The sequence below is a fragment of the Klebsiella scottii genome (genome assembly GCF_036561945.1).
GTDB classification, from domain to species: Bacteria; Pseudomonadota; Gammaproteobacteria; order Enterobacterales; family Enterobacteriaceae; genus Klebsiella; species Klebsiella scottii.
Map to the genome: position 1 here is coordinate 2874255 of NZ_JARXNI010000020.1, position 21136 is coordinate 2895390.

General features: G+C 58.6%; 19 protein-coding genes and 1 pseudogene. 10 read left to right on the forward strand and 10 right to left on the reverse strand.

Features of this window, described 5'->3' with window-relative positions:
• The 7 genes and pseudogenes from QFI97_RS21170 to QFI97_RS21200 form a co-directional block, all read right to left on the reverse strand.
• Entirely contained in the window at window positions 1-2199 is a 2199-nt protein-coding gene (locus QFI97_RS21170) for a TonB-dependent receptor (protein WP_346431929.1), read from the reverse strand.
• Window positions 2200-2261: 62 nt separating this feature from the next.
• Window positions 2262-3347 carry a YncE family protein gene (locus QFI97_RS21175; protein ID WP_331850614.1) on the reverse strand — a complete coding sequence of 362 codons (1086 nt, stop codon included), beginning with the start codon at window positions 3345-3347 and terminating at the stop codon, window positions 2262-2264.
• Between the two features lie 354 nt (window positions 3348-3701).
• Window positions 3702-5006: an NAD(P)/FAD-dependent oxidoreductase gene (locus tag QFI97_RS21180; protein WP_095094771.1), complete on the reverse strand. Its 1305-nt coding sequence runs from the start codon at window positions 5004-5006 to the stop codon at window positions 3702-3704.
• A 334-nt stretch (window positions 5007-5340) separates the two neighbouring features.
• Window positions 5341-5444, reverse strand: a pseudogene (locus QFI97_RS21185) (aldehyde dehydrogenase family protein); the annotation flags it as partial.
• A 78-nt stretch (window positions 5445-5522) separates the two neighbouring features.
• Window positions 5523-6476 carry an aldo/keto reductase gene (locus tag QFI97_RS21190; RefSeq protein WP_346431931.1) on the reverse strand — a complete coding sequence of 318 codons (954 nt, stop codon included), beginning with the start codon at window positions 6474-6476 and terminating at the stop codon, window positions 5523-5525.
• A gap of 181 nt (window positions 6477-6657) precedes the next feature.
• Entirely contained in the window at window positions 6658-7434 is a 777-nt protein-coding gene (locus QFI97_RS21195; RefSeq protein ID WP_346431932.1) for an ABC transporter substrate-binding protein, read from the reverse strand.
• A gap of 19 nt (window positions 7435-7453) precedes the next feature.
• Window positions 7454-8632 (reverse strand): M20 aminoacylase family protein, encoded by a 1179-nt coding sequence (locus QFI97_RS21200; protein ID WP_331850616.1) that lies wholly within the window; start codon window positions 8630-8632, stop codon window positions 7454-7456.
• A 266-nt stretch (window positions 8633-8898) separates the two neighbouring features.
• Between QFI97_RS21200 and QFI97_RS21205 the strand changes: the two genes are divergently transcribed.
• Complete coding sequence (locus QFI97_RS21205) at window positions 8899-9078, forward strand: hypothetical protein (protein ID WP_095094763.1); 180 nt, start codon at window positions 8899-8901, stop codon at window positions 9076-9078.
• Between the two features lie 154 nt (window positions 9079-9232).
• On the opposite strand, the gene QFI97_RS21210 is transcribed toward QFI97_RS21205, so the two are convergent.
• Window positions 9233-9724 (reverse strand): RcnB family protein, encoded by a 492-nt coding sequence (locus QFI97_RS21210; protein ID WP_095094761.1) that lies wholly within the window; start codon window positions 9722-9724, stop codon window positions 9233-9235.
• Window positions 9725-9910: 186 nt separating this feature from the next.
• The gene (locus QFI97_RS21215; RefSeq protein ID WP_095097961.1) at window positions 9911-10306 is read right to left on the reverse strand and encodes a KPN_00521 family repetitive protein; all 396 of its coding nucleotides are present in this window, start codon (window positions 10304-10306) and stop codon (window positions 9911-9913) included.
• A gap of 270 nt (window positions 10307-10576) precedes the next feature.
• Between QFI97_RS21215 and QFI97_RS21220 the strand changes: the two genes are divergently transcribed.
• From QFI97_RS21220 to QFI97_RS21230, 3 genes are read left to right on the forward strand one after another with little or no spacing between them, the layout of a single operon-like run.
• Entirely contained in the window at window positions 10577-11695 is a 1119-nt protein-coding gene (locus QFI97_RS21220; protein ID WP_346431933.1) for an ABC transporter substrate-binding protein, read from the forward strand.
• A 57-nt stretch (window positions 11696-11752) separates the two neighbouring features.
• Window positions 11753-12781 carry a FecCD family ABC transporter permease gene (locus tag QFI97_RS21225; protein ID WP_189339833.1) on the forward strand — a complete coding sequence of 343 codons (1029 nt, stop codon included), beginning with the start codon at window positions 11753-11755 and terminating at the stop codon, window positions 12779-12781.
• Entirely contained in the window at window positions 12778-13581 is an 804-nt protein-coding gene (locus QFI97_RS21230) for an ABC transporter ATP-binding protein (protein ID WP_095094755.1), read from the forward strand. The genes QFI97_RS21225 and QFI97_RS21230 overlap by 4 nt, the downstream gene beginning before the upstream one ends.
• A gap of 138 nt (window positions 13582-13719) precedes the next feature.
• On the opposite strand, the gene QFI97_RS23545 is transcribed toward QFI97_RS21230, so the two are convergent.
• A complete protein-coding gene (locus QFI97_RS23545) occupies window positions 13720-13851 on the reverse strand; it encodes a hypothetical protein (RefSeq protein ID WP_438943438.1) in 132 nt (43 codons plus the stop codon).
• 125 nt (window positions 13852-13976) lie between these two features.
• Here QFI97_RS23545 and cscK point away from each other — a divergent pair, with 125 nt between their 5' ends.
• The 6 genes from cscK (at window position 13977) to QFI97_RS21265 (ending at window position 21133) form a co-directional block, all read left to right on the forward strand.
• Entirely contained in the window at window positions 13977-14900 is a 924-nt protein-coding gene (gene cscK, locus QFI97_RS21240; RefSeq protein ID WP_331850712.1) for a fructokinase, read from the forward strand.
• A gap of 167 nt (window positions 14901-15067) precedes the next feature.
• Entirely contained in the window at window positions 15068-16585 is a 1518-nt protein-coding gene (locus QFI97_RS21245) for a carbohydrate porin (protein WP_095094751.1), read from the forward strand.
• A 136-nt stretch (window positions 16586-16721) separates the two neighbouring features.
• A complete protein-coding gene (locus QFI97_RS21250) occupies window positions 16722-18092 on the forward strand; it encodes a sucrose-specific PTS transporter subunit IIBC (RefSeq protein WP_095094749.1) in 1371 nt (456 codons plus the stop codon).
• Window positions 18092-19501, forward strand: coding sequence for a sucrose-6-phosphate hydrolase (locus QFI97_RS21255; RefSeq protein WP_331850621.1), 1410 nt, complete (start codon window positions 18092-18094; stop codon window positions 19499-19501). Before QFI97_RS21250 ends, QFI97_RS21255 begins: the two co-directional genes overlap by 1 nt.
• Window positions 19502-19522: 21 nt before the next feature.
• The gene (locus tag QFI97_RS21260; RefSeq protein ID WP_331850622.1) at window positions 19523-20536 is read left to right on the forward strand and encodes a LacI family DNA-binding transcriptional regulator; all 1014 of its coding nucleotides are present in this window, start codon (window positions 19523-19525) and stop codon (window positions 20534-20536) included.
• A gap of 54 nt (window positions 20537-20590) precedes the next feature.
• Complete coding sequence (locus tag QFI97_RS21265) at window positions 20591-21133, forward strand: hypothetical protein (protein ID WP_331850623.1); 543 nt, start codon at window positions 20591-20593, stop codon at window positions 21131-21133.
• The last annotated feature ends 3 nt before the right edge of the window (window positions 21134-21136 follow it).

A 21136-nucleotide genomic window follows, 5' to 3' on the forward strand; every position in this document is an offset into this window, starting at 1 on the left:
TTAGAAATCGTAGCTCATCGATACGCGGAGGGTGCGCGGATCGCCCACCGACAGATAGGTGCCGGAATCATCGACGCCGGACCAGTACTTCTCGTTGGTCACGTTGGTGACGCCCGCGCGCCAGACCATCTCGTTACGATCGGCGTTGAGGCGCATGCGGTAGCGAACGCCCAGATCGAGGGTGGTGTAGCTGTCGAGCTTTTTCGTGTTAGCCGCATCGGCGTACTGCGAACCGGTGTGGTTAACGCGGGCGGTCGCCGTCAGGCCCTCGACCGGCTTGATATCATATTCGGCCCCCAGCACCGCATAGAAGCGCGCGACGCCCACCGCGTCTTTACCGTCGTTGGCGCCCTTAGCCGTTTTGCTCTGCTCAGGATCGAGCCACTGCGTGCTGCCGTTGAGGCGCAGCCCCAGCATCGGCTCGCCGAAGACGTTCAGCTCGGCGCCGCGGTTGCGCTGTTCGCCGTCCAGCCCGTAGTAGCCGTTGGCATCGGAAATCGCGTTCGGCTTTTTGATTTGAAACAGCGCCAGCGACCCGCCGACGGTGCCGTAGTCAACCTTCACGCCCACTTCATCCTGCTTCGAGTGCGCGATCCCGGTGCTCTGCCCGGCGTTGGCGGCGGAATTCGGCGCCACGCTGCCCGGCTGCAGCGCTTCGGTATGGTTAGCATACAGCGACAGGGATTCCCACGGCTTGTAGACCAGCCCCACCGTCGGCGTCCAGCGGCTTTGGGTATAGAGCGAAGTGGGATCTTCCACGCCGGTTTTATTACTGTAGTTACGCACCACCACCTTCTGATGACGGGCGGCGGCGGTCAGCAGCACCTTGTCGTTGAAGAAGCCCAGCGTATCGCTCAGCAGCCAGCCCTGAGTGCGGCTGCGCGAAGTGGTCAGCGGGTCGAAGTAGTTGCCGCCAAAAGCGGTGTTATCCGGCATCGGCACGTCGTGGCCGTCATAAATATTGATGGCCGGGTTTTTCGTCGACATCCGCCACGCGGTTTTATCGCGCTTGATCTGCGCCGAGTAGCCGACGTTGATCTGATGGGAAATTGCGCCGGTGTTGAAATTGCCGCGCACGCCGCCCATGCCGCTGAAGGCGTCGATAATCCGGTTGGTATCCAGACGCCCGGCGGTGGCGTCGCCGTTTTTATTCAGCAGCTTCGCCGTGCTGTAGGTGCCGGTCTCGTGCGCATGCTGGCCGCCGAGGGCGCCGTACAGCGTCCAGCTGTCGCTGAGATCGTACTCCGCCTTCGCCATCCCGAATTCGTTTTCGATATCGCTGTAGCCCCACTTCTGGCCGTAGTTTTTGCGGTTATCCGGCACCGCGGGCACGAAGTCGACGCCGCTGACGTTAACCCCCATCTCGCCGCCGTGGAAGGTCTTTTTCTGGTAGCCAAAATCGAGCGAGGAGCGCAAGCGGTCGCTGCGATAGTCCAGCCCCAGGGAGGCCAGCGTCGTCCGGCGGCGGTCGTTCTCCACCGCCGCCTCGCCTTCGCGATGCACCAGGTTTACGCGCGCGCCGAACTGGTTATCGTCGCCAAAACGACGGCCGAGGTCGAGGCTGCCGCCGATCTGAGAATCGGAGGTATAGTCGACGCCCACCCGGGCGGTGGGAATATCCTCAGCCCGCTTCGGTTCAAGGTTAATCATCCCGCCGACGCCGCTGCTGGCGGCGCCGTTAAGCAGGCCGTTGGCGCCCTTAAAGACCTCCACGCGCTCCAGCATCTGGGTATCCATCACCTGACGCGGCACCACCCCGGCGAGGCCGCCCATAGTCATATCGTCGCCGTCGAGCTTAAAGCCGCGAATGCGATAGGTTTCGGCAAAGTTGCCGTAGCCCTGGACCGTCTGGATCCCCGCATCGTTGCTGACCACGTCGGCAATGGTGCGCGCCTGCTGGTCCTGGATCAGTTTGGCGGTGTAGCCGATGACGTTAAAGGGGACGTCCATCGCCTTTTGTTCGCCCAGCATGCCCAGACGGCCGCCGTGGGCAATCTGCCCATCAAGGAATGCCGGAACCACCAGGTCGCCGCCGGCTTTAAAGTCGCCGCCTTCGCTCGCCTGGATGACCATAACCTCTTCGCTTTTCTTGCTGCCGGCCGCGTCGTCCGCCGCCGCAGCGCCGTGGGTGATGGCGCCAATCGTTAACGCCAGCAGCGTTTTACGTAGCGGGAAAGATGAAGTATGAGTGACGTGCATAATTTGTCCCGTGGAGGAGAAAAAGAAGTGAAACAAAGGGCCCGCTGCCGGGCCAATTTTATTTATTTACTCGTCAGGTCGATGCGGGCAACGCTGTCCGGACCTTTGGTCGAATGATCTTTATTAAACGGCTGCTTGACGGTAACAAACAGCGTCTGACCATCGGCTGAGAGCAGCAGGCTGTTCGGGTTGGCCGGAATATCCCACTGATGTTTCTGCGCGTAGCTGGTGCCGTCGAGGCTGATAACCTTGCCGGACTCGCGCTGGGAGATATAAATCTCATTGCGTTTCGGGTTGAACAGCACCGCCAGCGAGTCGCCCACGTCGAGCTGCTTAATCACCTTGCCGCTGTGAATATCCAGCACCAGGGTGGTTTTCGCTTTTGAGTTATCGGTGACGAACAGGCGGCCGGTCTCGCTATCTTCGGCGATATTCAGCAGCAGCGCCGGCTTGTCGCCCAGCGGCTTCCAGCGCTGTTCAATGCGGTTATTGCGCGGGTTGATTACGAGGATTTCCCCGCCGCCGTTGGCCGCATACAGACGCCCGGTTTGCGCGGAATAGTGCAGGCCGGTCATCCATTTGCCGGTATTTTTAATCCGGGCTTTCAGCTTCAGCGTATTGGCATCAACCACCCAGATTTGCGCCGGATCGGCAACGGCACCCACGTAGAGGGTATTATTCAGCAGCAGGATCTGGCGCGCGCCGTACGGCAGCCCCTTCTCGTTGCGCTCGCTAAACAGCAGGCGCTTTTTGACTTTGCCGGTGGCGGTGTCAATGGCGCTGATGCCGCCGTCAAGCGAGTTGGTGACGAACAGCGTTTCGCCATCCGGGGTTATCTGGACGGCAAAGTTTTTCAGGTCGGTGTAGCTCAGGCCGATGGTTTTCAGCGTTTTCGGGTCGAGCTTATATACCGCCCCGCCCTGCACGTCTTTAAAACCTTCCGCGCTGGCGACATACAGCGCATCGCCTTTCGGGCTCAGCGCCATTTCGTAGAGACCTTCGGCCAGCTCGCGCTTCAGCGGCTGAGCCACGGCGGCAGCGGCGGCGCTTTCGGCAACCGGTTGAGTAACAGGAGGAGTATGGGTAGCGGCACAGCCGCTTAAGACCGCAGAGATAGCCAGCGCGAGGGCCGGGATAGCGTATTTCACAGGAGGTATCCTTTACAAAATCAATGACCTGATGGTAGCTCCTGGCCGATATTGTTTTCTTCAGCCTTATCGTACTGAGCCCCACCCTACGCCTTCGCTGTTTCCCTGTGAGCGACTCACTAACGCAGGTCATTCCCTACTTAGCCTGCAAACAAAAAGAAGAATGAGAACTATACTCATTATCGAAAATCAGGCAAGCGCAATCGCCTCCGCCGAGGGCAAAAACAGTAATCGGCTGATTTTAGAGGATGATACGCGAAGGGTTTTGTCGCCGGATTAGCGCCGGGACGGGCAGCCGGATTTAACGCCTCCCGGACCGCCGCCTGCGCCGCCGTCCGGGAGGTTATCTCACCTTTAGTGCAGCTTGAGGTGCGGACGAATGATGCGGTTGATCCCGCCGGAGAGCATCAGCAGGCCGGTTTTCACATAGCCGTGCAGCGTCACCTGATGCATACGGTACAGCGAATCGTAGACCAAACGCGCCAGACGCCCCTCCACCATCATCGGCCCCACCGGCAGATGGCCCATAATGCTCCCCAGAGTGGTATAGCCGGAGAGCGAGACCAGCGAGCCGCGGTCGCGGTAGACGAACGATTTCAGCGGCCGGCCTTTCATCTGCGCAATAATATTATTCGCCGTGAAGAGGGCCATCTGGTGCGCCGCCTGGCCGCGCGGGGGAATAAATCCGCCCTCCGGACGCGGGCAGGCGGCGCAGTCGCCGAAGGCAAAAATATTGGCATCGCGCGTCGTCTGCAGCGTCGGCTCAACAACCAGCTGATTGATCCGGTTGGTCTCAAGGCCCGCAATCTCGCGCATAAAGTCCGGCGCCTTGATGCCGGCAGCCCACACCATCAGGTCCGCGCTAATCAGGTTACCGTCTTTGGTATGCAGGCCCCGCTCGTCGGCGCGGGTGATCATGGTTTGGGTCAGCACCTTGACGCCCAGCTTCGTCAGCTCGTCGCGTGCCGCCGAGGAGATGCGCTCCGGCAGCGCCGGGAGAATACGCTCCCCGGCTTCAACCAGGCTGACGTTCAGCGCCTCGTTGGTCAGGCGCTTATAGCCATAGCGCCGCAGCTCTTTCACCGCATTGTGCAGCTCGGCCGACAGTTCGACGCCCGTCGCCCCACCGCCGACAATCGCAATGTTCACCTTGCCGAGGTTCTGCGGGTTAGCCGAATGCCGGAGGAACAGGTTAAGCATCTGCTGATGGAAGCGCTTTGCCTGTTCGGCGCTGTCGAGGAAAATACAGTTCTCCTTCACGCCCGGGGTATTAAAGTCGTTAGAGGTGCTGCCCAGCGCCATCACTAAGGTGTCCCAGCCAAGCGTGCGTTCGGCAACCAGCAGCTCGCCGCTTTCATCGCGCAGCTCCGCCAGCACGATGGTTTTCGCGTCGCGATTAATATCGATAACGGAACCGTGCTGGAACTCAAAATAATTCTTACTGGCATGCGCCATAAAGCTCAGGGCATCCACGCCGGCATCCAGCGATCCGGTCGCCACCTCATGCAGCAGCGGCTTCCACAGGTGGCTCTGGCTGCGATCGACGAGGATAATCTGGGCCTTATTACGGCGGCCAAGCTTATGCCCCAGTTGCGTGGCCAGCTCCAGCCCGCCGGCGCCGCCGCCGACAATGACAATTTTTTTTAATGGCGCAGTCACTGCGACCTCCTGAAAATAAAAAACAAATGTTAATTAAAAATCATTAGTTAATATTTAATTAACAACAGTTCGCCGAGAAGCGATAAGCAAAAGAAATAATTCCGCAGCCTGTAGTAATAAGGTCAAAATGGATAAGCGCCAATTTCCAACCAGCTTATTATTGTACAAGTTTTCGGTGAATTAACCGGCAGACATATATGAGGTAAATAAAATGGCCACTAAATTGTTAGTTAGAGGCCGGAGGGAGGGTGATTTAAATATAAACCAAAAGTATTATTTTATTCCCGACGACAGGTAAGCCCTAACGAGTATATTTCGTCAGGTCAGCCCCGCCTTAATAACGCACCATGACGGATTTAAGTCCGGCGTAATTATCGATAAACGCGCGGCCAGACTCACGGCCGATGCCTGACCCTTTATGCCGCCAAAGGGGAGCGCCAGCGCGCAGGTGCTGAACGTTACGACGCACCGCTAGCCGGGGAAAAACCGGAGCCCGACGGCTCCGGCGGGCGGCCGTCAGGCGCTGGCAATTTCGAGCCGCGCCAGCTGCGCGGCGTTGAGCGTCAGCCCGGCGGCGCGAGCAAAGCTTTCAACCTGGGCTACGCTGGTCGCGCTGGCGATCGGCGCGGTCACCCCTTCCCGGCTCATCAGCCAGGCGAGGGCCACTTCCGCCGGTTTAGCATGGTGCTGCCCGGCGACCTCTTCCAGGGTATCGATAATGCGCATACCGCGCGGATTGAGGTATTTAGCGATGCCGCCGCCGCGCTGGCTCTGCGTCAGGTCAGCCTGCTGGCGGTATTTGCCGCTCAAAAAGCCGGAGGCCAGGCTGTAGTAGGTCACCACGCCAATCTCGCGGCTGATGCAGAGATCGCAGAGCGCGCCTTCAAAAGCGGAGCGGTGATAAAGATTATATTCCGGCTGCAGCACCTGCCAGGCCGGCAGGCCGCCCTTACGCGCCACCTCCAGCGCCGCTGAAAGCTGCTGCGCATCGAGGTTTGACGCGCCCGTCGCGCGAATTTTTCCGGCCTGCTGCAGGGCCTGGAACGCTTCCAGGGTTTCCGCCAGCGGGGTTTGCGGATCCGGCCAGTGGGCAAAATAGAGATCGATATAATCGGTATTCAGGCGGCGCAGCGAGTTTTCTACCGCCTGCTGGACCCAGGCTTTACCCAGTCCCTTCTGCCCGGCAGGCCCCATATCTGAACCGACCTTGCTGAAGATTTTGACCCTGTCGCGCATCCCTGGCCGCGCCTGCAGCCAGCGGCCGATAATCGTTTCCGACTCTCCGCCCTGATTGCCGTCCGCCCAGCGGGAGTAAACGTCCGCCGTATCGATAGCGTCAAAGCCGTGGTCAACGAAAGCATCAAGAATGGTAAAACTGGTTTTTTCATCGCAGGTCCAGCCGAAAACGTTGCCGCCAAAAACCAGCGGCGCAATGGAAAATCCGGTTTTGCCCAATGGACGTGTCATCATGCCGTTCACTCCTTATTGACCCGTCATCCTTCAGGTTGCCCGCGCCCGGCCTGGTTCAACTCGAATTAGTTAGGGTCTCGTTTATATTCTGCGTCCTGAGAAATCGAGCCAGGGTCAGAAATGATAGTAGAGAAAGGAAGCCTGAAGCGGGCTTTCCGTGCCCGCTGGATGCATAACCGCATTATGTCCCGGAATAGACGTCAAAGCTAAAATATTTACCGGCCAGTTTTTTATAGGTTCCGTCGGCAAGAATTTTGGCAATCGCGCCGTTAATCTCCTGACGTAAGGCTTCGTCGTCCTTGCGCAGGCCAATGGCCGCCCCGGCGCCAAACAGCTTATCGTCCTGCAAATGGCCGCCAACGAAGGCGAAATCTTTGCCCTGCGGCTGCTGCAGGAAGCTATAGTCCGCCATCATCCCGGAGAGCACCGCGCCGTCGATACGCCCGGACTCCAGATCCCGAACCACGCTGTCGGCGCCCTGATAGGCCACGATATTAATTCCCGCCGGACGCCAGTGCTGATTAACGTACGTTTCCTGCGCCGAGCCCTGCTCCACGCCGATGGTTTTGCCCTTCAGCTGCTCCGGCGTATTGCCGCTCAGCGTATTTTTGCGCGCCACGAGGAACACCGGGCCGTTATAGAGCTTATCGCTAAAGCCAATCTGCTCTTTGCGCTTCTCGGTCATATACATACCGGACAGAATGGCATCAAATTTACGCGCCTTCAGCGCCGGAATAATGCCGTCGAAGTTGCTTTCCACCCACACGCATTTGGCCTGCAGCTGCTGGCAGATGGCGTTGCCTAAATCAATATCGAAACCCGCCAGCTTGCCCTGCGGGTCCTTCCATTCAAACGGCGCAAAGGTCGGATCGACGCCAAAGCGAATTTCCTTATTTTCTGCGGCCAGCGCCGACGTTGAGACCATCAGCGCAACCCACAGCAGAAGAGATTTTTTCATTATTTACGAGCTCCAGAGATCAGCGGCAGTACGTTTCAACTAACCGGGCGAAAAGCGTCGCGCCGGTGCTAATAATGTCATCATTAAAGTCATAGCCCGGGTTATGCACCATGCAGCTGCCCTTTCCGCCCTTCTCGCCGTTGCCCAGCAGGAAGTAGCAGCCCGGACGCGCCTGCAGCATAAAGGCAAAATCTTCGCTGGCGTTCATCGGCGAGATCGATGGCAGCACCTTCTCGCTGCCGAAGACCTCCAGCGCCAGCTCCCTGGCAAACGCGGTCTCCTCAACGCTGTTCGTCAGCACCGGATAGGAGTCATAAACCTCGATCTCGCTGGTTGCGCCGTAGCTTTTGGCGGTGAACTCGGTGATTTCGTGGATACGTTTAATCAGCAGATCGCGCACTTCAGGCTTCATCGCCCGCACGGTCAGCTCCATGACCGCGCTTTCCGGAATGACGTTGGAGGCGATGCCCGACTGGAAGGTCCCGACGGTGACAACGGCGGTTTCTCCCGGCGGCACGTTGCGGGCGACGATGCTTTGCAGGGCCATGACCAGCGCCGCGCCGGCAAGAATGGGGTCAACCGTGCGGTCCGGGTGGGCGCCGTGCCCGCCGTAGCCATGAACGGTGATTTTGACCGTATCCGCCGAGGCCATAAAATTCCCGGCGTAAAAGCCCAGCTTGCCGACCGGCAGCCCCGGCATGTTGTGCAGCGCAAAAATACGATCGCAGGGGAAACGCTCGAACAGCCCGTCTTTGATCATTAAATCCGCCCCGCCGATGGCCTCTTCCGCGGGCTGGAAAATAAGGTGCACGGTACCGTTAAATTCGCAGGCCGGAGAAGCGATATACTTCGCCGCCGCCAGCAGAATGGTGGTGTGGCCGTCATGGCCGCAGGCGTGCATTTTTCCCGCAACGGTGCTGGCCCAGGGCAGGTCGGTGGTTTCAAAAATCGGCAGCGCGTCCATATCGGCGCGCAGCCCGATGGTGCGCGGCGAGTCGCCCTTGCTTAATGAGCCTACCAGCCCGGTTTTTCCCAGCTCGCGGGTCACCTGATAGCCCCACTCCGCCAGTTTTCCGGCCACCAGCTCGCTGGTATTAAACTCTTCCAGGCTTAATTCCGGATTGGCATGTAAATAATGACGGATCGCAATCATTTCATCTTCAGCTGCTTTTATTTCTGGAATTACAAAATCTGTCATGCCGGTCTCCGGGAAATAAGATATACCCGCTGTCTTTCAGGCCGCATCTGCGTTGGCAATAGCCAGGACGATCCCTGGTTTAGCCCCGACGGGCGCGGCGTACGGCCGCTTGCTTATGTCAGCTCCGGGGGGATGCGCTGCCGCCTTGCCGCAACTCAAAAGCCATTGGGTAAAGATATCTTCAATAATTCACGCTCCAGCGGCGCTGAAAACCTGAAGGACGAAGAATATACTCAGACTGAATAACTTATCTGGATAAGCGTTTAATGCAAGCAGGATTTCTAATTCCTGAGGGGGGCGTCATCTTATTTACTAATGATTATTCAGCGGTTTATCAAGCGGCCCGGGAAAATACGCCGCCGCCCGACGCATTAAAAAAGCGCGCCAACGAGCGGGCTATTTCCCTTTCGCAGAAAGCGGCGGCGAACCGTCGTGGCCTTTTATGATTAACGGCTACAGCGACTGGCCGGATGATGGGCTAAATAGAGAACAGGCCGCACGGATCGGGATCGGGTTCGGGGACAGGGAGCAGCGTCGTCCCTGGCTTGACGGCGGGCATTCCCGGAGACGGTACGGAATACCGCTCCGGGATATCGACTGCTAGTGGTTGAGAAGACCATTCACCAGAATTGAGGTGATGATCCCGGTCGCCGCCGCAATCAGGACGTAGTTGCCGTCAATATAGGACCAGTGCTGCCCCTGAGGAGGCGCCGGCAGGCCGCGATCGTTCCAGTCATTAATCCGATACGCATTGCCGCGGAAGCGCTCAGGCGCGGGCTGTCCTTTGCGGAAGTCATGGCCGTTCCAGGCAAAATGCTCCTGCTCATGGCGCGCCTGCGAAGCCTTACCGCGCTCCTGCTCGCCGCGATTCGGTCCGCGATTATTGCCACTATCCTGATGGCCGTTCGCCTGCTTTCCCTGCGGCCCGTTGCCGGGGCCCTGTTGACGATTGCCGTCCGTTTTTCCGTGCCCGGATTCATTTTGCCATACCTGCTGCTGGCCGGGGTTGTTGTTGCCGTTCGGGCCATCGGCATAGGCCAGAGACGTTAACGTGCAGGATAAAATAACCGCCAGAGAAATAATCTTTTTCATTGTCCACCTCCTGATGTATTTCCTTTTTACCGCCAGAATGTGGAGAAACGGTGAGTATCGGGATAACCAGGAGTATTCCTGGCATATTGCCGGGGCAGTTACCTTAATCGAACTGTGGGGATTACGCCTGAAATAGCAAAATAAAAAGGCCGCTTGCGCGGCCCTTTTATGTGGAACAGTCAGTGATTACTCAGTGACTTTCTTTTTTAAATCTTCAGCACCCTGCTTGGTTTTATCCCAGCCTTTCTCGGTGGCGGCTTTGGTTTTATTCCAGCCTTTTTCAGTCCCTTCTTTGGTCTTATCCCAACCCTTCTCAGTCCCTTCTTTGGTCTTGTTCCAGGTTTTCTGCGTGCCTTCGCTGACCTTGCTGCCTAAGCTATCGCTTTTGCCTTCAGCCGCGTGCTGGGATTTGAGCTTCAGCTCATCGCCCTCATTCTGGGCCTTATGCAGTTTTTCTTTCGCCGTGTTTGCCCCTTCATGGGCCGCCGCGACGGTTTCATCAGTTGCGTGTGTGGTGGTTGTCGCAGCAAAAACAGGAGCTGCTACCAGAATCGCAGATAACGCAATCATTGCCTTTTTCATAATATCCTCTCTAACGTGCTTATTGTTATGAGTCGCATTCAGCATGGCACAAGATGCTGCCGTTTGGCTTTAGGGATAGTTCTTAAAACTTCCTTTAACGTTAATTGCCTGTTTTTTAATCAGCGAATGGCGGGTTCCGGCCACTCTTATAAATTCCAGTAAAGTTGTTACATTTTATGAAATCAACGATTCATATATCTGCCGTTTATTTTCACACGAGAATAATTATCAAAATCATTATATTTATAATTAGCAAACGGAACTCACATTATGGCAATAAAATCAGTAGGTTCGCTTATTTTCACTGCGCTAATCTCCGCTCCGCTGTACGGCTATGCCACCCAATATCCGCTCACCGTAACCGACCTCGACGGCCGCAGCATTACTCTCCAGCACGAGCCGCAGCGCATCATCCTGCAGGATGGCCGGGATATTATGGCGCTGGCGCTTCTGGACCGGGATAATCCCTTCAGGCGGCTGGTCGCCTGGAATAATCTGGCGAAAAAACAAGATGTTGAAACCTGGAAAATGCTGCAGCAGAAGTGGCCGCAGTCGGCGAGCGTTCTTGATATGGGCTTTAGCGACAAGGGCAATATTGACCTTGAAAGCGTGATTTCCCGCCAGCCGGACCTGATGATTGCCCAGCTGCGCGCGAAGCCGGCGCTGGAAGAGAGCGGCATTATCAGCAAGCTCGGCGCGCTCAATATTCCGGTGCTGTTTGTCGATTACGAAGTGAATCCGGCGAAAGATACCGCCCCGAGCATCGACCTGCTGGGCCAGGTGCTCAACCGTGAAAACAACGCTAAAGCCTATACCGACTACTATCGCCAGCAGCTGCAGGCCATTCGCCAGAAAACCGCGGCCATCGAGCCAAAGGCGAATGTCTTCGTGGAGGCGCTGGCAGGCAATAGCGACGCCTGCTGCTTTACCCACGGACACAGCGGCTGGGGCGGGCTGGTTGAAGCGGTCGGGGCCAACAACATCGGCGCGCAGGTGCTGCCCGGCGCCTCCGGTTTTGTGGCGCTGGAGAAGGTTATCAGCATGAAGCCCGACGCCTATATCATGACCGGCTCAAAACGCGGCAACAGCCAGGTTCTGCCGCTTGGCTACCGGGTTAATCAGCAGGAGGTGGACGCTCAGGTTCAGGTTCTGCTGTCGCGGACCGGGGTCAGCGACATTCCGCCGGTGAAGGCCGGCCGGGCCTACGGGATTTATCACCACTTCTACAACCATCCGTGGAATATCGTCGGCATGGAGTATCTGGCGAAAGATATCTATCCGCAGACGTTTAACAGCCTTAATCCGGATGATAGTTACCGCTATATCGTGCGCCATTTCACCTCGCTGCCCGATCTGCCCTTCGTCTTTTCCTGGAAACAAGGTGAGTAAGCGCCCATGAGCTCGACGACTGAATCCGCCATCGGCGTCCTCAGCGCCGGACGGGAGGTGATGGCAAACTATCGCCGCATCGTGCGCCGCCGTGTGGGTTTTATGCTGCTGCTGGTGGTGCTGATTGTCACCTCGCTGCTGCTCGATTTTATGATGGGCCCGTCCGGGATGCCGCTGCATACGCTGTGGCAAACCCTGATCGATCCTGCCGGCGCCAGCGCCGGAACGCGGGTCATCGTCTGGGATATCCGCATGCCGTACGCCCTGATGGCGATTATTGTGGGCCTCGCGCTCGGCCTCGCCGGAGCGGAGATGCAGACCATCCTCAACAATCCGCTGGCCAGCCCTTTTACCCTTGGCGTTTCGTCGGCGGCGGCGTTCGGCGCGGCGCTGGCCATCGTGCTGGGGATCGGCATTCCGGGTATCCCCAGCCAGTGGTTTATCTCGGCCAACGCGTTTATCTTCGCGCTGCTGGCCGCGCTGCTGCTGGACGGCATTACCCGCTGGACGCAGGTGGCCTCCTCCGGGGTGATTCTGTTCGGTATCGCGCTGGTCTTTACCTTCAACGCGCTGGTCTCGATGCTGCAGTTTGTCGCCAACGAAGACACGCTGCAGGGGCTGGTGTTCTGGACTATGGGCAGTATTGACCGCGCCTCGTGGCAGAAGGTCGGCATTTTACTCGCGGTGCTGGCGGTGGTGATGCCGCTATCGATGCTGAGCTCATGGAAGCTGACGGCGCTGCGCCTTGGCGAAGATCGGGCCATGAGCTTCGGGATTAACGTGCGTCGTCTGCGCTTAACCACCCTGCTGCGGATCAGCATTTTGTCGGCTATTTCGGTGGCGTTCGTCGGTCCAATTGGCTTTATCGGTCTGGTGGCCCCGCATATCGCGCGCCTGATTTTCGGCGAAGACCATCGCTTTTATCTCCCGGCCAGCGCCCTGATCGGCGCGCTGGTGCTGTCGCTGGCGTCCGTGGCGTCGAAGAATCTGATCCCTGGCGCCATTATTCCGGTAGGGATCGTCACCTCCCTGGTTGGCGTTCCGTTCTTTCTGAGCATCATTTTACGCCATCGGGGGAACGTATGAATCCGCACACCTGTACCGGACTGGCGCTGTCGCGCTTTAGCGCCGGCTATCCGAAGCGCCAGGTTATCCGCGACCTGACGGTACCGCAGCTGCCGCGCGGTAAAATCACCGCCCTGCTGGGCCCCAACGGCAGCGGCAAATCGACCCTGATGCGGGCGATGGCCGGTCTGGGCCCCTCGACGGGCGAGCTGTCGCTTGACGGGGAAAATCTGCTGGCGCTGCCGTTTGCCCGGCGGGCGGAAAAGGTGGTTTATCTGCCGCAAACGCTGCCGGCGGGCGTCCACCTGCACGTGCTGGAGTCGATTATCGTCGCCCAGCGCGCGGCCGGCGGGCTGCACGGCGCGGAAAGCGAGGCGCAGGTGATGTCCCTGCTGCGCCAGCTGGGCATTGAACATCTGGCGCTAAGCTACCTCGATAGGCTTTCCGGCGGGCAGAAGCAGCTCGTCGGCCTGGCCCAGTCGCTTATCCGCCAGCCTGCGCTGCTGCTGCTCGATGAGCCGCTCAGCGCGCTGGATTTAAACTATCAGTTTCACGTGATGGATCTGGTGCGCAGAGAGACCCGAAGGCGCAACATCGTCACCCTGGTGGTGGTGCATGACATTAATATCGCCCTACGCCATGCCGATCGCGTGCTGATGTTAAAAGAGGGGCTTCTGCTGGCCGAAGGCGCTCCGTCGCAGGTTATTACTCCGCAGATATTAGCCGAGGTGTACGGCGTGCGGGGACGCATTGAGCCCTGCTCCCAGGGGGTCATGCAGGTGATTATTGACGGTCTGGTCGGTAGCGCGGTGCCGACGTAGGCGGGGGAATGTTAAACAGCGCCGGCCTGGTGCGGGAATGAGCGATCGAGAGAGATAGCGAGGCAATCCGGGTATTTTCCCCGCCAACCGCGGAGTGCAGGGCATTGCGCGCCTGAACAACGTTCTCTTTTGCTGTCGCTACGCGGCTTCGCCCGCTTTCCACGTCCGGCGACGGGTATCGACCATTGGATCGGAAAAGTCGCCCTTTTCATCCCCGATCGCAAAACGGGCATATTCCCGCCGCGCCCGGCGGCCATTTTTCGGCGTCAATCCTGGCGCCGCGTTTTTTTGTCCTGTCTCCCACTTTACGCATCACGGCGTTTCGATCTGCACAGGGCTATGCTTTAATAAAGCTAAACCGGTTTAATATAGTTTAGCAATGAGGTGAAATGAGCATGAACGCAAAAGTCTGGGTGGTCGGAGATGCGGTGGTGGACCTGCTGCCGGAGAGCGGAGGGCGTCTGCTGCAGTGTCCCGGCGGCGCGCCGGCCAACGTCGCGGTAGGCATTGCCCGCCTCGGCGGAGAGAGCGGATTTATTGGTCGCGTCGGCGACGATCCCTTCGGCCGCTTTATGTACCAGACGCTGAGTCAGGAACGGGTCGACGTGAGCCATATGCGCCTCGACCCGCAGCAGAGAACGTCAACCGTGGTGGTCGACCTCGACAGCTACGGCGAGCGAACCTTTACCTTTATGGTGCGCCCCAGCGCCGATCTTTTCCTGCAGCCGGAGGATTTACCGCTCTTCGCGCCCCGCCAGTGGCTCCACGTCTGCTCTATTGCCCTCAGCGCTGAGCCAAGCCGTAGCACAACCTTCTCGGCGATGGAGAAGATAAAAAGCGTCGGCGGCTGGGTGAGCTTCGACCCCAATATTCGCGAGGACCTGTGGCAGGACCCGGCGCTGCTGCAGGCCTGCCTCGACAGGGCGCTGTCGCTTGCCAACGTGGTGAAGCTCTCAGAGGAGGAGCTGGTCCTTATCAGCGGCAGCAGCGATCTGGCGCAGGGTATCGCCATCTTAACCCAGCGCTACCGCCCGGAGCTGCTGCTGGTCACCCAGGGTAAAGCCGGCGTGCTGGCGGCTTTCCAGCAGCAGACGATCCACTTTGCGGCGAAACCGGTGGTCAGCGTCGACACCACCGGCGCTGGCGATGCCTTCGTCGCCGGGCTGCTCGCCAGCCTCGCCGCCAACGGAATACCCACCGACCTGGCGTCGCTGGAGCCCGCGCTGCTGCTGGCGCAGACCTGCGGCGCGCTGGCGACCACCGCCAAAGGCGCCATGACCGCCCTCCCCTGGCAGCAGGATCTCAATCGCCAGTTTTGATCCCCCGCGGGCCGTCCTCAACGGCCCGCTTTGTTGCCTCCGTCACAATTATTAAATCGGTTTAGCAAAATTCATTTCAAGATGTTATCAGTCGTGTTTAACATATGACTTAAACCGGTTTAGCAAAAACAACACACCATTCAATTTACCTTTGGGATGCGAACAGCATGTATAAAAAACGCACACTTGCCGTCCTTATTGCTTTGCTAACCGGTGCCGGATCGGCCCATGCGCAAACGGATTTAAGCACCATCGAAGCCCGTCTGATCGCCCTGGAAAAACGCCTACAGGACGCGGAAAACCGGGCGCAGACCGCGGAAAACCGCGCCGAGTCGGCCGAGAAGAAAGTCGAGCAGCTCACCACGCAGCAGCAGAAAACCCAGGACAACACCCAGCAGGTAGCCCAGCGCACCGCCCAACTGGAGAAGAAAGCCGATGAAAAGAGCGGCTTTGAGTTCCACGGCTACGCCCGCTCCGGCGTAATCATGAACGACTCAGCCTCCAGTACTAAATCCGGCGCATATATGACGCCTGCGGGGGAAACCGGTGGGGCTATCGGCCGCCTGGGGAACCAGGCCGACACCTATGTTGAAATGAATCTTGAACATAAGCAGACCCTGGATAACGGCGCGACGACCCGCTTCAAAGTGATGGTGGCCGACGGACAAACCACCTACAACGACTGGACGGCAAGCACCAGCGATTTGAACGTTCGCCAGGCTTTCGTAGAACTGGGCAACCTGCCGACCTTCGAAGGACCGTTCAAAGGTTCAACCCTGTGGGCCGGGAAACGCTTTGACCGCGACAACTTTGATATTCACTGGGTCGATTCCGACGTGGTATTCCTCGCGGGTACCGGCGGCGGTATTTACGACGTGAAGTGGAACGACAGTCTGCGCAGTAACTTCTCTCTATACGGACGCAACTTCGGCGATATTGATGATTCGAGCAATAGCGTGCAGAACTACATCCTCAGCATGAACAACTTCATCGGCCCGGTGCAGGTGATGGTCAGCGGGATGCGGGCGAAAGATAATGACGAGCGGAAAGATACCAACGGCAATCTGGTCAAAGGCGATGCGGCAAATACCGGGGTACATACGCTACTCGGTTTGCACAACGACAGTTTTTACGGCCTACGGGAAGGGAGCAGCAAAACGGCCCTGCTCTATGGGCACGGTCTGGGCGCAGAGGTGAAAGGCCTCGGTTCCGACGGGGCACTGCGTCCGGGAGCCAATACCTGGCGCTTCGCCAGCTACGGCACCACGCCGCTCAGCGAGAACTGGTTTATCGCCCCGGCGGTACTGGCGCAGAGCAGTAAAGACCGTTATGTCGATGGCGACAGCTATCAGTGGGCGACCCTCAACATGCGTCTGATTCAGGAGATCAACCAGAACTTCGCCCTCGCTTACGAAGGCACCTACCAATACATGGATCTCAAACCCGAGGGCTATAACGACCGTCATGCGGTGAACGGTAGCTTCTATAAGCTCACCTTCGCACCGACCTTTAAGGTCGGCAGCATCGGTGATTTCTTCAGTCGTCCGGAGATCCGTCTCTACACCTCGTGGATGGACTGGAGCAAAAAACTGGATAATTACGCCAGCGATGACGCTTTAGGCAGCAGCGGTTTTAAATCGGGCGGCGAATGGTCGTTCGGTATGCAAATGGAAACCTGGTTCTGATGGTTAACACCTGACGACAGAAACAACCGGGGCGACAAAGCGCGTTTCATCGCCCCGGACACAATAACAACGCAGAGACTGCGCCCCCGTCACCACGGGACCAAACACGCAAATCATTACGCATTCAGAGGGTACTATGGATTTCGAACACATTTCCCGCTCGCTGCTTCCGCTGTTGGGAGGTAAGGAAAATATCGCCAGCGCCGCGCACTGCGCCACGCGCCTGCGTCTGGTGCTGGTCGATGATTCGCTGGCCGACAAGAAGGCCATCGGCGAAATCGAAGGGGTGAAGGGCTGCTTTAATAACGCCGGCCAGATGCAGATTATCTTTGGCACCGGCATCGTGAACAAAGTCTACGCCGCGTTTATCCAGGCCGCCGGGATCGGCGAGTCCAGCAAGTCGGAAGCCGCCAATATTGCGGCGAGAAAGCTCAACCCCTTCCAGCGCATTGCGCGCCTGCTGTCGAACATCTTCGTTCCCATTATCCCGGCTATCGTCGCCTCCGGCCTGCTGATGGGCCTGCTGGGGATGGTAAAAACCTACGGCTGGGTCGATCCGAGCAACGCCATCTATATCATTCTCGATATGTGCAGCTCGGCGGCATTTATCATTCTGCCGATCCTGATTGGCTTCACCGCCGCACGCGAATTTGGCGGCAACCCTTATCTCGGCGCAACCCTGGGCGGAATCTTAACCCACCCGGCGCTCACCAACGCCTGGGGCGTGGCCGCCGGTTTCCATTCGATGAACTTTTTCGGTCTGGAAATCGCCATGATCGGCTACCAGGGCACGGTATTCCCGGTGCTGCTGGCGGTATGGTTTATGAGCATCGTCGAGAAACAGCTGCGCCGGGTGATCCCTGACGCCCTCGATCTGATCCTGACGCCGTTCCTGACGGTTATCATTTCCGGTTTTATCGCTCTGCTGATTATCGGCCCCGCCGGCCGCGCGCTGGGCGATGGCATCTCGTTTATTCTTAGCACCCTGATCGCCCACGCCGGCTGGCTGGCCGGGCTGCTGTTCGGCGGCCTCTACTCGGTTATCGTGATCACCGGCATTCACCACAGCTTCCACGCCATTGAGGCAGGGCTGTTGGGCAACCCGTCGATCGGCGTCAACTTCCTGCTGCCGATTTGGGCCATGGCCAACGTCGCCCAGGGCGGCGCCTGTCTGGCGGTATGGTTTAAAACCAAAGATGCCAAAATCAAAGCCATCACCCTGCCCTCAGCCTTTTCCGCTATGCTGGGGATCACCGAGGCGGCGATATTCGGTATTAACCTACGCTTCGTGAAGCCGTTTATCGCGGCCCTTATCGGCGGCGCGGCGGGCGGCGCGTGGGTGGTTTCGATGCACGTCTACATGACGGCGGTCGGGCTGACGGCGATCCCCGGCATGGCTATCGTGCAGGCCAGCTCGCTGCTGAACTACATCATCGGGATGGTTATCGCCTTCGGCGTGGCCTTCACCGTTTCCCTGCTGCTGAAATACAAAACGGACGCTGAATAATGTCACTTCCTTCACGTTTGCCGGCAATTTTACGGGCCGTAATGCAGGGCCAGCCGCGCGCGCTGCGCGATAGCCACTATCCGCAGTGGCACCTGGCCCCGACCACCGGCCTGATGAACGATCCTAACGGCTTTATCGAATTTGCCGGGCGCTATCATCTGTTTTATCAGTGGAACCCGATAGCCTGCGATCATAAGTTCAAGTGCTGGGGGCACTGGAGCTCCGCCGACCTGCTGCACTGGCAGCATGAGCCGATCGCGCTGATGCCGGACGAAGAGTACGACCGCAGCGGCTGCTACTCGGGGAGCGCCGTCGATAACGACGGAAAATTGACCCTGTGCTACACCGGCAACGTGAAGTTTGAAGACGGCAGCAGAACCGCGTGGCAGTGCCTGGCAACGGAAAACAGCGACGGTACCTTTAGCAAAACCGGCCCGGTGCTGCCGCTGCCGAAGGGCTATACCGGCCACGTCCGCGACCCGAAGGTCTGGCAGCACGAAGGCCGCTGGTACATGGTCCTCGGCGCCCAGGACCTGCAAAAGCGCGGTAAGGTGCTGCTGTTCAGCTCCGCGGATTTGCACCAGTGGGAGGCGGAAGGCGAAATTGCCGGCAGCGACGTCAACGGCCTGCACGATGCCGGCTATATGTGGGAGTGTCCGGATCTGTTCCCGCTCGCTGACCAGCATATCCTGATCTGCTGCCCCCAGGGCATCGCCCGCGAGGCCGACCGCTACCTCAACACCTACCCCGCCGTGTGGATGGCGGGCCGCTTCGACTACGCCAGCGCCAGCTTTGACCACGGCGCGCTTAATGAGCTGGATGCCGGGTTCGAATTTTACGCCCCGCAGACCATGCAGGCCGCCGACGGCCGTCGGCTGCTGGTCGGCTGGATGGGGGTTCCGGACGGCGAAGAGATGCGCCAGCCGACCCTCGCCCACGGCTGGATCCACCAGATGACCTGCCTGCGGGAGCTGGAGCTACGCGACGGAAAACTCTACCAGCATCCGGTGCGCGAACTGGCGGACCTGCGCGGTGAAGCCCGCGGCTGGCAGGGACCAACCCTGCCGCTGGCGCCAGTGGACATCGCCTTTGAGGTCGCGCCCGGCGACGAGCTGGCGATTGATTTCGGCGGCGCCCTCAAGCTCACTCTCGACGCCGACGGCATTCGCCTCGAACGGCGCAGCCTGACCGCCGACGAAGCGCTCTACCGCTACTGGCGGGGAGAGGTGCATGCCCTGCGGATTTTATGCGACAGCTCAAGCGTTGAGGTTTTCATCAACGGAGGGGAAGGCGTGATGAGCAGCCGCTATTTCCCGCAGTATCCCGGACAAATGATTTTCAGCGGTGCGACGCCGGCTGCATTCTGCTACTGGCCGCTGCGGCCATGCATGGTAGAATCAGCGTTTTAATTTCGGGCGTATGCTGTCGTGATGAAAACCAAACGCGTTACCATTAAAGATATCGCCGAGCTGGCGGGCGTCTCGAAAGCGACCGCCAGCCTCGTGCTGAACGGTCGTGGCAAAGAGCTGCGCGTGGCTCAGGAAACCCGCGAACGCGTCCAGACCATAGCCCGCGAGCAGCACTATCAGCCGAGCATTCACGCCCGCTCCCTGCGCGATAACCGCAGCCATACCATCGGACTGGTGGTGCCTGAAATCACCAACTACGGCTTCGCGGTCTTCTCCCATGAGCTGGAGATGCTGTGCCGCGAGGCGGGCGTTCAGCTGCTGATCTCCTGCACCGACGAAAACCCGGCTCAGGAAAGCATGGTGGTCAATAATATGATTGCCCGCCAGGTTGACGGGCTGATCGTCGCCTCCTGCATGCACAACGACGCGGATTATCTCAAGCTCAGCGAACAGCTGCCGGTAGTATTGTTTGACCGCAGCCCCAGCGGCAGCAGCCTGCCGCTGGTGATGACCGACTCCATCACCCCCACCGCCGAGCTGATCTCACGGATCGCCCCCCAACACGCCGACGAGTTCTGGTTTCTCGGCGGCCAGCCGCGGCTTTCGCCTTCGCGGGACCGGCTGGCCGGCTTCACCCAGGGACTGGCGCAGGCGGGCGTTGAGCTCCGCCCCGAATGGGTGATTAACGGCAACTATCATCCCAGCTCCGGCTACGAAATGTTTGCCGCGCTCTGCGCGCGGCTGGGGCGACCGCCGAAGGCGCTGTTCACCGCCGCCTGCGGCCTGCTGGAAGGGGTGCTGCGCTATATGAGCCAGCATAATTTACTGGATTCCGGCATCCACCTCGCCAGCTTTGATGACCACTATCTGTATGACTCGCTGTCGCTGCGCATTGATACCGTCCAGCAGGATAATCGCCAGCTGGCCTGGCACTGCTATGACCTCATCAGCCAGCTAATCGACGGCGCGGCCCCGGAGCCGCTGCAGCGCTACCTGCCGGCGACGCTGCAAATTCGTCACCAGGCAAAAATGTGAGCGGCATTGGGTAAATTCTTAAGCGCATACTGATTGCAGCAGGGAGGCTAGTCAGTGAAGAAATATTCATATCCGTGGTTAATATCCGTCACCGTTTCTACGCTGCTGGTGATTTTTTTTGCCGTGGCGTGGAGCGTTGAAATCGACCGTGAAACATTTCTCAATCCGGTCGTGATTCGCGGCATGCTGTATGCCGCCTTAGCGCTGGCCCTGCTTATCATGGCCCTGTTTATCTGGTTAAGCATCCGTAAGGGCGTCGTCAGCAATATGCCTCCTCGCCAGCTGTTCAACGCCATAGTCGGCAGTTTTGTGGTGACGTTTGCCCTCGCCATGTTAATTCAGCATGTGATACTGATCACCCTGACCTGGCTGCAGCCCGGTGAAGTATCAACCTATACCGCCCCCTACCAGTATGCCTCCGGCGGCTCGCGCAGCTGCTCCGGGGCGTACGTTGAAGAACCGGAGCTACAAAAAGAGATCCGCATCTGCTACCCCTTTGGCTACTATCCCGGTGACAACCGGATTACGATTATAAAACGCAGCAACGCGCTGGGCATCGTGATCCTGTATGCGCAAACGTCAACGGTCGATGACTAGTGG

Coding starts and splice junctions, on each gene's coding strand:
- QFI97_RS21215 (WP_095097961.1), bottom strand. CDS start 10,306: ATGAAAAAGGCAATGATTGCGTTATCTGCGATTCTGGTAGCAGCTCCT.
- QFI97_RS21190 (WP_346431931.1), bottom strand. CDS start 6,476: ATGATGACACGTCCATTGGGCAAAACCGGATTTTCCATTGCGCCGCTG.
- QFI97_RS21245 (WP_095094751.1), top strand. CDS start 15,068: ATGTATAAAAAACGCACACTTGCCGTCCTTATTGCTTTGCTAACCGGT.
- QFI97_RS21250 (WP_095094749.1), top strand. CDS start 16,722: ATGGATTTCGAACACATTTCCCGCTCGCTGCTTCCGCTGTTGGGAGGT.
- QFI97_RS21230 (WP_095094755.1), top strand. CDS start 12,778: ATGAATCCGCACACCTGTACCGGACTGGCGCTGTCGCGCTTTAGCGCC.
- QFI97_RS21195 (WP_346431932.1), bottom strand. CDS start 7,434: ATGAAAAAATCTCTTCTGCTGTGGGTTGCGCTGATGGTCTCAACGTCG.
- QFI97_RS21170 (WP_346431929.1), bottom strand. CDS start 2,199: ATGCACGTCACTCATACTTCATCTTTCCCGCTACGTAAAACGCTGCTG.
- QFI97_RS21255 (WP_331850621.1), top strand. CDS start 18,092: ATGTCACTTCCTTCACGTTTGCCGGCAATTTTACGGGCCGTAATGCAG.
- QFI97_RS21220 (WP_346431933.1), top strand. CDS start 10,577: ATGGCAATAAAATCAGTAGGTTCGCTTATTTTCACTGCGCTAATCTCC.
- QFI97_RS21200 (WP_331850616.1), bottom strand. CDS start 8,632: ATGACAGATTTTGTAATTCCAGAAATAAAAGCAGCTGAAGATGAAATG.
- QFI97_RS21205 (WP_095094763.1), top strand. CDS start 8,899: ATGCAAGCAGGATTTCTAATTCCTGAGGGGGGCGTCATCTTATTTACT.
- cscK (WP_331850712.1), top strand. CDS start 13,977: ATGAACGCAAAAGTCTGGGTGGTCGGAGATGCGGTGGTGGACCTGCTG.
- QFI97_RS21210 (WP_095094761.1), bottom strand. CDS start 9,724: ATGAAAAAGATTATTTCTCTGGCGGTTATTTTATCCTGCACGTTAACG.
- QFI97_RS21260 (WP_331850622.1), top strand. CDS start 19,523: ATGAAAACCAAACGCGTTACCATTAAAGATATCGCCGAGCTGGCGGGC.